Source organism: Serratia sp. K-E0102 (assembly GCF_029962625.1).
Taxonomy (GTDB): Bacteria; Pseudomonadota; Gammaproteobacteria; order Enterobacterales; family Enterobacteriaceae; genus Serratia; species Serratia sarumanii.
Genome location: NZ_CP124754.1, coordinates 3,024,830 through 3,036,654, shown reverse-complemented (window position 1 = coordinate 3,036,654; position 11,825 = coordinate 3,024,830). Strand labels below are relative to the sequence as shown.

Here is an 11,825-nt window from a genome sequence, read left to right as displayed (position 1 = left end):
GCGGGCATATCCATCCTGGTAATAAATAAAGCAATTTATCGTCGTTCTTCCGTTAATTCTTACCCCCTACACTCGAAAAACAGCGCAACCGCGTGATAGTGGAGAGTGTATCGATGAAACGGTTAATCCCAACTTTATTGTATGGCGCGCTGGCGACCGCGTTCGGTGTACAGGCCGCCACCCCGCAGGACACCTTGGTGGTGGTCAGTTCGCTGGAGGGCATTATCAGCCTCGATCCGGCTGAGAGTTTTGAAACCGTCAGCTCGGCCAATCTGGTCAATCTCTATCAGCGCCTGGTGGCGCCGGATCGCGGTGCGCCGCAAACGCTGGCGCCGGACGCCGCCGCCAGTTGGCAAGCGGGCGCCGATGGCCACAGCCTGATCTTTACCCTGAAACCGCAGCAGCGCTTCGCTTCCGGCAATCCCCTGCGGCCCGAAGACGTGATTTTCTCGCTGGTTCGCGCGGTGAAGCTGAACAAGGCGCCGTCGTTTATTCTCGGTGAGTTTGGCTGGACGCCGGATAACGTTGAGCAGCATTTGAAGAAGGTGGGGGATAACCAGGTGCAACTCAGTTGGCCTGCCAACATCGGCAGCGAGCTGGCGATGCGGCTGCTGACGGCGAATGTGGCCTCGATCGTGGATGAAAAGCTGCTGAACGAGCACGCGCAGCAGGGGGATTACGGCAATGCCTGGCTGCGCGGCCATTCCGCCGGCGGCGGCCCGTATCGGGTGAGCAACTATGTGCCGCACGAAGCGCTGCTGTTTGGCCGCAACGACTATGCGCCGTCGCCGGCCCGGCTGAAAACGGTGTTGTTCAAGAACGTCAGCGACGCCGGCACCCGCCGTTTGCTGTTGCTGAAAGGAGATGCCGACGTGGCCTACGATCTGGGCGCCGATCAGTTCGACTCGCTGCGCAACGCGTCTGGCGTGCGCATCGAGCAGGCCGATGCGCCCCGGGTCTATTACCTCGGTTTCAACACCGGCAGCAAAGACAACCCGGCGCTGGGCAATCCGGCGCTGTGGCGGGCGGCGCGCTGGCTGGTGGATTATCAAAGCATCGCCGAGCAACTGCTGAAAGGGCAATATCGCGTGCATCAGGCCTTCTTGCCGCAGGGATTGGATGGGGCGCTCGACGATCGGCCGTTTACGCTCGACGTGGGCAAAGCCAAACAGATCCTGCGCGATGCCGGTATTGCCGAAGGTACGCGCCTCGATCTTATCGTCATCAATCAGCCGCCGTACACTGACATCGCGCAGGCGCTGCAGGCCAGCTTCGCGCAGGCCGGGCTGCGGCTGGATATCCATCCGGTGGTGGAGAGCGACCTGTGGGGCAAGATGCGCGGCCGCGATTTTCAGGCGATCTTCACCTACTGGGGCGCCGACTACCTGGATCCGAACACCAACGCCAGCGCCTTTGCCTACAACGTGCCCGGTGGGCCGAAAACCCTGGCCTGGCGCACCCAGTGGGGCATTCCCGCCATCAGCGCGGAAACGCGTGCCGCGGCCGCAGAGGGCAACAGCGCCGCGCGCCGCGCACGTTATGCCGCGCTGCAACGGGAACTGCAGGCCAGCTCGCCCTATGTAGTGGCGCTGCAGGGGCAAACGCTGGTGGCATTGCGCGACAACGTCAAAGGTGCCCGGTTGGATATCGCCAACAGCATGCTGTATCTGGATCGGGTCAGCAAGTAGCGCCAACGCCGCGCGCCTGGCCGAGCTTTCTATCGCACCAAAGGTCGCCCGTGCGTGAAATCGCTTGCTGCTGCAACCTGGAATCGTGAGAGGTTTTGTCAGGATGAAATAAAATGAAATTTCATAACGTGCTCACATGGCGCTGATAAATTGGCGCTGAAAGGCGGTGTTGTTTACGTCTTTCACCGCGGTTGTCCGCAATGAGGCGGACACATCACCTCAGGAGATATTATGGACAATAACGGAAACGTTTCAGTGGAGCGCGCGGCAACCTGGCTCGCCGCCGGTGAGGTTGTGACGCCGGAACAGTTTTTATGGTTTCCAGCCACGGGCCAATCCGGCAACGGCCAGCACGGCAGAAGTGGCTGGATTGCTCAATCGGCTGATCGAGACGCTGAAGAACTCACCGAACAACGCCGGCGCGTTCTGGCCGGCGTTCATCAAGAGCAACAGCCAGCCGGCGGCCGCCAAGGCGATGCCGAAAGGTTGCGGCGTTCGCCAGGCGCGACGGTTGCGCAGGCCGCGCGCCAAGGCCATGCCTAATCCGAACATTGCCGCGAGGCAGACCAGCAGCGGCAGCATCGTCCAACCGAGCCAGGCGCCCAGCGCCGCAAGCAGTTTGAAGTCGCCCTGGCCGATGCCGTTACGCCGCCGCAGCTGCCGATAAAGCGCGTTGAGCAGCCACAACGCCCCGTAGCCGGCGGCGGCGCCTATAACTGCATCGTCCAGCGGCGCCCAGCGAGCGTCGAGATTGCACAGCAGCCCGCCCCACAGCAGCGGCTGGGTCAGCCGGTCCGGCAGCCAGCGGTGGCGCCAGTCCAGCCAGGCCAGGGCGATCAGCAGCGCCGCGGCCGGCGGTAACCACAGCCGGTGTGCTGCCGGCGGGACGAAAGGCAGCGTCGCCAACGCCACACCCAAGGCCGTCAGCAGCAGGCTGCGGCGGCGCAATCTCGGCGGGCTGGCGCGCACGGCCGCCGTTCGCTCCAGCCGGGTGATGAGCGCGAAGGCGACCATTCCTGCCGACAGCAGCGCGGTAAAAAACAGCGCGTGCCACAGTGAGAAAAGAAACATCAAGGCTCCGTCAGTCGTGAAACAGATGTTTAAAATAACGGCAAAATGCGTATTTCATCGGAGTGAAATGCGGTGGGTTGTGAGGAATGCGCAGTCGTGCGCATCGCCACTTTAGGTATTGCAGAGTGATACAATGCCATGCGCGGTGGCGCGCAGCAGTGGGTTGCTGCGCTTTTTATCGGCAAAATCGGCGCTAAAAGGGTGTGAATTCACCTAGCGGCCGGAATGGAGCGGCCAATGGCGTAAGTGACGGCGTCACTGAGAGGTGATTGGGGTTTATCCTATTGTTTCTGCTCGTCAAGCCGTTAGGCTTTAAGGGAGAGGCGCCCCGACAGGCCGGGACGTAAGGTTTTTCAGATCTGCCGCGGGAAAGGCGGCAGCAAAGCAGTGGGTTGGCATGCTCCAGGAGGGAGGGAGGCCAACGGTGTCATGAAAGACGAAATTCAGGCAGGACTCATCAAAATCAAAAAACGACTCTGGCGCCGCCGCCGGGCGGCCTGGCTGGCCGGGCCGCTGGTGTGGCTGGCCGGCGCGGCGCCCGTGTGCGCCGAATCCCCGCCGGCGCCGGACGCCGTTATTTCTTCCGAACGGCAAGCCGCGGATCCGGCCGAGAGTTTGCCGGAGCTGGGCGGTGCGCCCGACGATGCCGCGCGCGAGAAGCAGTGGGCCGAGATGGCCAAGCAGTTTGGCGAAAAAGATCTGAATAACGTTTCCCGTCAGCAGATGCGCAGCCGCGCCGAGGATTACCTGCTCGGCCAGGCGGCCGACACGCTGCAGCAACAGGCGCAGGAGCTGTTGTCGCCGCTGGGCACCGCCCGGCTATCGCTGAAGATGACCGGTGAGGGGGACTTTACCGGCAGCAACGGGCAGTTATTCAGCCCGCTGTACGACGTCGACGGATTGCTGACCTACAGCCAGATCGGCTGGCTGCAGCAAAGCGCCGGGGCGCTCGGCAATTTTGCGCTGGGGCAGCGCTGGATCGTCGGCGACTGGCTGCTGGGTTACAACACGGCGCTCGACAGCGATTTCGCCCGGCAGCGCAATCGCGGCAGCGTCGGCGCGGAAGCCTGGGGAGACTACCTGCGTTTCTCCACCAACTATTACTACCCGCTGTCGGCGCTGGCGCAACAGCCCGGCGATGGCGTGTTTTTCAGCCGTCCGGCGCGCGGTTACGACATCACGACGCAAGGCTATCTGCCGTTTTATCGCCAGATCGGCGGTTCGCTCAGCTATGAGCAGTATCTGGGCGATAATGTCGATCTGTTTGGCAGCGGCAAAAAACAAAACGATCCGCGCGCGATGCAGCTGGGGCTCAATTACACGCCGGTGCCGCTGGTGACGATGAAGGCGCTGCATAAGATTGGCGCGGGCGGGCAGAGCCAGGATCAGGTCGAACTGGCGCTGAGCTATCGGCTCGGGGTACCGCTGGCGAAGCAGATTTCGCCGGAGTATGTGGCGCAGGCCAAGTCGCTGCGCGGCAGCCGCTATGATCCCATCGAACGCAAGAACGTGCCGGTGCTGGAATTCCGCCAGCGCAAAACGCTGCAGGTGTTCCTGGCCACGCCGCCGTGGAGCCTGCAGGCAGGGGAAACCGTGCCGCTGGTGCTGGAAATCAAGGCGTTGAACGGCATCGCTCACGTCAGTTGGCAGGGGGATACGCAGGCGCTGAGCCTGACGCCGCCGCACAACGCCAACGATCCGCAGGGCTGGACGGCGATCGTGCCGCCGTGGGACGACGCGCCGGGCGCCGCCAACAGCTACCGGCTGTCGGTCACGCTGGAGGACGAAAAGCAGCAGCGCGTGACCTCCAACTGGATAGAGCTGAAAGTGGCGCCGCCGCTGACGGCGACCGCCGGTGATGATGCGGGCCTGCTGCCGATCAAAACCCTGACGCCGCCGCCGATCCCGGCGCAAACCGGGCCGCTGTACGGCGGCGATTAACCGTTTTTACCCTGCAGCACCCACACCGCGGCCTCGACGCGGGATTTTAGCTTCATCTTTTTCAGCAGGTGTTTGACGTGCACCTTGACGGTGCTCTCGGTGATGGTCAGGCGGCGGGCGATAAGCTTGTTCGGCAGCCCCTGGGCGATCAGCTTCAGGATATCCCGCTCGCGCGGCGTCAATTGCTGAATATCGCGATCGGCGCTGGGGCGGTTTTCCCGCAGGCTGGCGGCGAGGATCGGCGTCAGCGTTTCGCTCAGCACCATCTGCCCGGCCGCCGCCTGATGCAGCGCCTTCAGCAGATCCTCCGGCTCCATGTCTTTCAACAGATAGCCGTCGGCGCCGCGTTTGAGCGCGCTGACGACGTCGTCTTCATGGTTGGACACGCTGAACACCACGACGCGCCCCGAGAGGTCGGTCTGTCGCAGGCGATCCAGCGTTTCCAGCCCGTTGATGCCGGGCATGTTCAGGTCGAGCAGGATCAGATCCGGATCGTGCTGCTCCGCCAGCGCGACCCCTTGCTCACCGTTGCTGGCTTCGGCGATGACCTGCAGGCGGGCGTCCATGCCAATCAGCTGTTTTACGCCGTTGCGCAGCATCGGGTGGTCGTCTATCAGTAAGATTGTGGCGGCGGTTTCTGTCGTCATGGTGTCTCCGTTAGTCGATGGCGTGGTTATCCGGCGTGAAGCTGACCCGCACCTCGGTGCCGCCGCCGCTGCGCGGTAAAATATCGCAGCGGCCATGCAGGCTCTTGGCGCGATCGCGCATGATGATCAAGCCGTAATGGTCGGGACGAGACGTCTCGGCCGGCAGGCCGCGTCCGTTGTCGCATACGCTCAGGGTCACTTTGCCCCGCTTGTTGATGACCTGAATGCTCACCTCGCTGGCGGCGGCATGCTTAAGGATGTTGCTGAGCGCCTCGCGGGCGATCTGCAGCAGGTGAATGGCCTGGTAAGCCGGCACCGTGCGTGGCCCCAGTTGGTAATCGAGGCTGATGGTCAGGCCCAGTTTGGGATTGAACTCCGCCACCGTCGATTGCAGCGCCGCCAGCAGGCCCGGTTCGGTCAATTGCAGGCGGAAGGTGGTCAGCAGCTCGCGCAGCTGGCGATAAGCGCCGTTCAGCTCTTCGCGCATCTGCTGCACCAGCGCCTGGCTGGCGGAAGAGAGCGTTTCGCCCTGCATCTGCAGGCAGGCGATTTGCATTTTCAGACAGGAAAGCGATTGGGCGATGGAGTCGTGCAGCTCGCGGGCGATCGCTGCCCGTTCTTCCATCAGCATCAGCTGCTGCTGATGGTCGACCTGACGCTCGATGGCCAGCACGCTGGTCAGCTGCTCCACCAGGGTGTTGATCAGCTGGCGGTGCTCATCGTTCAGCGGCTGTTGCGGCGCATGCTGCGCCACGATCACGCCGTAGTCGCCGAGCTTGTCGCTCAGGCTCCAGCTCAGCGACGGATTGTCGGGATGCTCGCAGTCGCTGTCGTTCAGGCAGGCGCTGCACACCGGGTTATGGCAATGCTCCGGCCGCAGCGGCTGGTTGCCGCTCAGCTGCAGCAGCGGTTCCCGGCTGTCGTTTTCATACAGTCGCACCTGAATGGCGCGCAGCGGCGTCAGGGTTTGCAGCTGGTTGAGCAGCGGCGTCAGGCGGCTGCACAGCGGCTCGCTGGCGTGCAGCAGGCGGCTGGCGCGATAAAGGAAGCTCAGCACCTGATTCTTTTGCTGCAGGTCCGCGGTCTTCTCGGCCACGCGCTGCTCCAGCCCGCTGTAGGTGGCCGACAGTTCGTCAGACATGGTGTTCAACGCGCCGCCGAGCGACGCCATTTCATCCTGATGGCCGCGCTGCGCGAAGCGGCGGCTAAAGTCGCCGCGGCCCACCGCCAACGCCATCTCTACCAGCTGTCGCCACGGATGCAGCAACCGGCGGCGCAGGTAGCAGGTGGTGCCGATCAGCAGCAGCAGGGTCAGCGCGATGAAGCCGGCCTGCACCAGCGTCACCATCAGCAGGCGGCGCTCGGTTTGCCTGTCGATATCCGACACCAGCTTATCCAGCAGCTGCACGAAGTGCGCCACCTGCGGCGCGGCGTCGGCCGGGCGCTGCGCGCTGCGCAGGCATGGTTGCAGGGTCTGTTGCCAGTAGTCGCGCAAGGCGTCGAAAGGTTGTGTCAACCCTTCCTGCTCCACCGAGCGCTGCAGGTCGGGGCTGTTTTCGTCGCGCTCCAGTTCGCGAATCAACGCTTCATGCCGTTCATCCAGCGGCACCTGCGCCAGCAAGCGGTAGCTTTGCATACGCAGTGAGCCAGCCTTGTTGATGGCGTGCGCATTGCCCTGAATGCTTTGCGACATCCAGGCGGAAATCCCCATGCCGGCCACGCCCAGAATGCCCGACAGCAACATCAGCAGGGCGACCTGATTCACGATCGAAAGCGGGGCCAACAGGCGTTTCATAAGCGCGGGTTCCTGGCATTTGGCGCCGCTGAAACTCAGGGGGAGAAGGCGGCGACGGGGTAAACAAGTAACGATTCAGCCGTATTTTTGATTATCCCTGAGCATAACCCCATACCTCGAATGAAGTACCCATTAGTTTCCGGCGGGACGGTGAAGCGGTGAGAGTAGCGGCGTGATTTTTTCTAATGCGTTGATTTAAATTGATTTAATTTTTATTCGGGGCGTACCCCTAAGGGGATGAAGGCGCTATTTATGCCGCCAACTACTTGCATTCGGGTTGATATACATCAACTTTGCCGCCGGGGCCGCCCCCTAGGGTGTGCAGAATGATCCCCCGTGTCTGAGGTTTTTATGTCGCAACTTGCAACGCCTTCATCAAAGAAAACCGGTGCGCTGATTCAGGACTGGCGTCCTGAAGACAGCGCCTTTTGGCAGCAGCGTGGCCATCGCATCGCCACCCGCAACCTGTGGATTTCCATTCCCTGCCTGCTGCTGGCCTTCTGCGTCTGGATGCTGTTCAGCGCCGTCGCGGTCAACCTGAACAAGGTGGGCTTCAACTTCACCACCGACCAGCTGTTCCTCCTGACGGCGCTGCCGTCGGTGTCGGGCGCTATTTTACGCGTGCCGTATTCATTCGTGATCCCGCTGTTTGGCGGCCGTCGCTGGACCGCCATCAGCACCTGCTTCCTGCTGGTGCCGTGCCTGTGGCTGGGGTTCGCGGTGCAAGACAGCAGCACGCCGTACAGCGTGTTCGTCATCATTTCCCTGCTGTGCGGCTTCGCCGGCGCCAACTTTGCCTCCAGCATGGCCAACATCAGCTTCTTCTTCCCGAAAGCGCGCCAGGGCGGCGCGTTAGGGCTCAACGGCGGGTTAGGAAATCTGGGCGTCAGCGTCATGCAGCTGGTCGCGCCGCTGGCGATTTCTTTCAGCCTGTTCGGCCTGTTTGGCGGCACGGCGCAAAATCAGGCGGAGGGGGGGCAGCTGTGGCTGGAAAACGCCGCCTGGGTCTGGGTGCCTTTCCTGCTGGTTGCCACCCTGGCGGCTTGGTTCGGCATGAACGATCTGGCGGCGGCCAAAGCCTCGTTGCGCCAGCAACTGCCGGTGCTCAAGCGTGGGCATTTGTGGATGCTGAGTTTGCTGTATCTTGCGACCTTCGGTTCTTTCATCGGTTTCTCCGCCGGTTTCGCCATGCTGTCGAAGACGCAATTCCCGGACATCGTGATCCTGCATTACGCATTCTTCGGGCCGTTCCTCGGTGCGCTGGCGCGGCCGGTCGGCGGCGCGCTGTCTGACCGTTTCGGCGGCGTGCGAGTGACGCTGATCAACTTTGTGGTGATGGCCGTATTCGCCGCGCTGCTGTTCCTGACCTTGCCGACGGCGGGTGAGGGCGGTTCGTTCATCGCCTTCTACGGCATCTTTATGGTGCTGTTCCTCACTGCGGGGCTGGGCAGCGGGTCGACTTTCCAAATGATCGCCGTCATTTTCCGTAAAATCACTGTCGATCGCGTGAAAGCGGCCGGCGGCAGCGACGAGAGCGCGCAGCGTGAAGCGGTGACGGACTCCGCCGCCGCATTGGGCTTTATCTCGGCGATCGGCGCCGCCGGCGGCTTCTTCATTCCCCAGGCATTCGGCACCTCGCTGGCGTTGACCGGTTCGCCGGCGGGGGCAATGAAAGTATTCCTGGTGTTCTATATCTTGTGCGTGGTGATCACCTGGGCGGTGTATGGCCGCAAGAAAAAAGCCTGAGTATCAAACGTCTTTCTCAATCCCTCCCGGCAGGGGAGGGATATTTCGCTCATTCCGAGTCATCTCTCCTCGCCTCCTCAGTGAAATTTTCTGTCTTTAGGTAAAATTCTCATCTCCGCTTGCCGTTTTTTTCTTTTTTTATAGCACTATCTCTCAATGTGGGAATATTTTCGCCAAAACGGATTATATTATTTGTACGTTTTTTCCGTTTTATTGAGAGTATTCTTACATTAAGGCGTTAATATCTTTCCGCAGATTAAATGAAATTTCCGGGACGGTAAGGCATAATTAGTGCGATTGTTATAAAATCAGTAATAGGGTTTTGTCATAGATGCTACACGCACTGAGTGGAATGTGTAACGGGGTTAAATCAGATAACTCTCATTCTGTTTTTTCCGGCTTTTTGTAGTCTATCTGACAATCAGATTAGGTGGAAAAACACAATGAATTCACGGATAAGAATGAAATTTCACAATTTTATTCGATTAACAATCTAACAACGCCGCTAGTTTTTCCTTTTTAAATCAATGAGGTGACCATTTGAATTTTACGGTAGCCATGAAAGAAATCCATGTTGCCAGCAGGGAAAAAGAGTCATTTGGGTAAACGGAACATCCTTAATAAGGCCTAATGTAAAAAATGAAATCAGAAAATTTTTATAAAGGCCAATATCCGATGAATGCAACCTGTTGAGTTTACATTTAATTTCTTGAACATTTTTTGATATTTCTATACAAAGTGTGCAGGACAGGCACGCTAAGGAAATTAAAAGTGAATCTTGATAAAAGAATAAAGATTAGGAATCTCGATGTTCTGACTCCTGCCGGGGAGAAATTTCGTCTGCGTTGGAAGGAGTATCAAATTCTTTCGCTGCTTGTCGCCAGATCGCCAGAACTGGTTACACGAACGGAAATTATAGAAAATATCTGGAAAGGAACTTACTGCTCAGATTCAACGATAAATCAAACAATTAAATCTATTCGCCAAAAAATTAGCGACACGGAACATACGCTTATCAGAACCATTCCCCGTTTGGGTTACAAGGTGGAAAATCAAGCGGCTTTTCACTTTATATCCGAGGATGAGGGCTACGCTGATGATGATATATTAAATGGCGATGAAAATATTGGCGTTGATATTCAAGCGGAACTTTCTGAAAATGAAAGTGAGTCGTCTGAAACAAACGATGAAAAAATAGATAAGCCGCGTAAATCGACGCTGGTGGCTGCGCCTGTTGCTACGGTAGAGTCAGCCCATGAACCCACGCGTGAAAAAAAGTCGACGACGGTGCGGCGCTTTTTCAGCATGCCCGCCAGCCGCGTAGTGAAATACCTGACGGTATTCGCTTCGTTGCTGGTTATTTCACATTTTTCATATGTGCTCGGCAACCAAACTCGTCCACCGGTGATCAATGATATTCAGAACAACACGCGCGTGGTGTTGACGCTGACGCTGACGCTGAATAATCCCCATACCAACAGCCCGCAAACCCTGCTCTGCCTGTACCAGGGCGAGAGCATGGAGCAGGCGACCATCGAATGTGTCGACCCCAAGCAAGGGCAGCTTAAGTTGCCGGTAAAATATGAGACTTCTTCTACGCCGGGTAAAGGTCGGATTAATCTCATATTGCCTAACAAAACCTTGCAATATCAAGTTGCTTACGATGTTAAAAATTAGCGCTGAATGAGGTTTTATCTTTAGCGATAATTTTACATTTGATGAAATCTTTTATTTCATTATTTGTTATTTGAAAGCCAGGTTCGATTTGTCCAGTCTGGAACTCATTACCTAACGCATATTAGTGTCCTGTTTCCATCGAGGTGACAGGAATAATGAGAACCTGCTGAGTGACAAATTATGGATAAGCGTAAAGTAGCTATTATCGGGGGTTCCGGTTTTATCGGAACACGCCTGGCAAAACGTCTCAGTGCGCGCGATGATCTGACGTTGGTCATCGTTGACAAGCAACCCAGCGCGCATTTTCCGGCGCTCTATCAGTATGGCGACGTGACACAGCCCCAGACCCTGCAAGAACCGCTGGCGGGCTGTGACGCCATCATTAATCTGGCGGCGGAGCATCAGGACAACGTCGATCCTATTTCGCTCTATTATCAGGTCAATGTCGAAGGCGCACGCCATGTCTGCATGACCGCCTCCGCCTTGAATATCCGCCAAATCATTTTCACTTCCTCGGTGGCCGTTTACGGGTTCGTCGAGCAGGAAACCGATGAAGGGGGACGTTTCGATCCCTTCAACCATTACGGCAAGTCCAAGCTCGAAGCGGAATACGTTTATGAAGCGTGGCGCAAGGCGGATAGCGCAAACAAACTGACCATCATCCGCCCGACGGTGGTATTCGGTGAAGGCAACCGCGGCAATGTGTATAACCTGTTCCGCCAGATCGCCAGCGGCCGATTCGTGATGATTGGCAGCGGCAATAATATGAAGTCGATGGCTTACGTTGAAAATATTGCCGCGCGGCTGGAACATGCGTTGGACCAGCAGTCAAGTTATCAGGTCAGCAACTACGTCGATAAACCGGACTTTACGATGAATCAATTGGTCGACGTTATTTCCTCCTCGCTGGGCAGAGAAAATAAGACGATTCGCATTCCTTATGTGGTGGGCATATGCGGGGCGACCGCATTGGATGTCGTGAGTAAAATAAGTCGTAAAAAATTCCCAATCAGCCGCGTCAGAGTGCAGAAATTCTGCGCCAGAACGCAATTTAAAAGTAATGTGCAAAATAATTTCGTGGCGCCGGTTGAACTTGATTCGGCAATCGAAAGAACCATTAAACATGAGTTTTCTGATAGATAACTTAACCGCACGCTGACGTTATTTACGTATTTCCGCCGACAAGCGGATAAATCTGTATTTTTCAGGATTAACTCATGCTGACTTATATCCTGGCCGGATCAATTTTGTTTTTGTTAA

The 11,825-nt window shown here is 57.8% G+C and carries 8 protein-coding genes; 5 read left to right on the top strand and 3 right to left on the bottom strand.

What is annotated here, in order from left to right; translation table 11 throughout:
* Positions 1-113 precede the first annotated feature (113 nt).
* A complete protein-coding gene (locus SSARUM2_RS14545) occupies positions 114-1,688 on the top strand; it encodes an ABC transporter substrate-binding protein (RefSeq protein ID WP_060438556.1) in 1,575 nt (524 codons plus the stop codon).
* Positions 1,689-2,000: 312 nt separating this feature from the next.
* On the opposite strand, the gene SSARUM2_RS14540 is transcribed toward SSARUM2_RS14545, so the two are convergent.
* Positions 2,001-2,759, bottom strand: a complete 759-nt coding sequence (locus SSARUM2_RS14540) for an A24 family peptidase (RefSeq protein WP_225369032.1) — start codon at positions 2,757-2,759, stop codon at positions 2,001-2,003.
* A gap of 429 nt (positions 2,760-3,188) precedes the next feature.
* Here SSARUM2_RS14540 and SSARUM2_RS14535 point away from each other — a divergent pair, with 429 nt between their 5' ends.
* A complete protein-coding gene (locus SSARUM2_RS14535; RefSeq protein WP_080377032.1) occupies positions 3,189-4,700 on the top strand; it encodes a YchO/YchP family invasin in 1,512 nt (503 codons plus the stop codon).
* On the opposite strand, the gene narL is transcribed toward SSARUM2_RS14535, so the two are convergent.
* On the bottom strand, positions 4,697-5,347 hold the full coding sequence (gene narL / locus SSARUM2_RS14530) for a two-component system response regulator NarL (RefSeq protein WP_004934684.1): 651 nt from the start codon (positions 5,345-5,347) through the stop codon (positions 4,697-4,699). The two genes, SSARUM2_RS14535 and narL, sit on opposite strands and share 4 nt — an antisense overlap.
* A 10-nt stretch (positions 5,348-5,357) precedes the next feature.
* Positions 5,358-7,142 carry a nitrate/nitrite two-component system sensor histidine kinase NarX gene (gene narX, locus SSARUM2_RS14525; RefSeq protein WP_060438557.1) on the bottom strand — a complete coding sequence of 595 codons (1,785 nt, stop codon included), beginning with the start codon at positions 7,140-7,142 and terminating at the stop codon, positions 5,358-5,360.
* Positions 7,143-7,493: 351 nt separating this feature from the next.
* Here narX and SSARUM2_RS14520 point away from each other — a divergent pair, with 351 nt between their 5' ends.
* The 3 genes from SSARUM2_RS14520 to SSARUM2_RS14510 all read left to right on the top strand — a co-directional run bounded on the left by SSARUM2_RS14520 (position 7,494) and on the right by SSARUM2_RS14510 (position 11,708).
* On the top strand, positions 7,494-8,888 hold the full coding sequence (locus SSARUM2_RS14520; protein WP_033647734.1) for a NarK family nitrate/nitrite MFS transporter: 1,395 nt from the start codon (positions 7,494-7,496) through the stop codon (positions 8,886-8,888).
* Positions 8,889-9,659: 771 nt separating this feature from the next.
* Positions 9,660-10,565 carry a helix-turn-helix domain-containing protein gene (locus SSARUM2_RS14515; RefSeq protein ID WP_282488497.1) on the top strand — a complete coding sequence of 302 codons (906 nt, stop codon included), beginning with the start codon at positions 9,660-9,662 and terminating at the stop codon, positions 10,563-10,565.
* Between the two features lie 180 nt (positions 10,566-10,745).
* Positions 10,746-11,708 (top strand): NAD-dependent epimerase/dehydratase family protein, encoded by a 963-nt coding sequence (locus SSARUM2_RS14510; RefSeq protein ID WP_033634936.1) that lies wholly within the window; start codon positions 10,746-10,748, stop codon positions 11,706-11,708.
* Positions 11,709-11,825 lie beyond the last annotated feature (117 nt).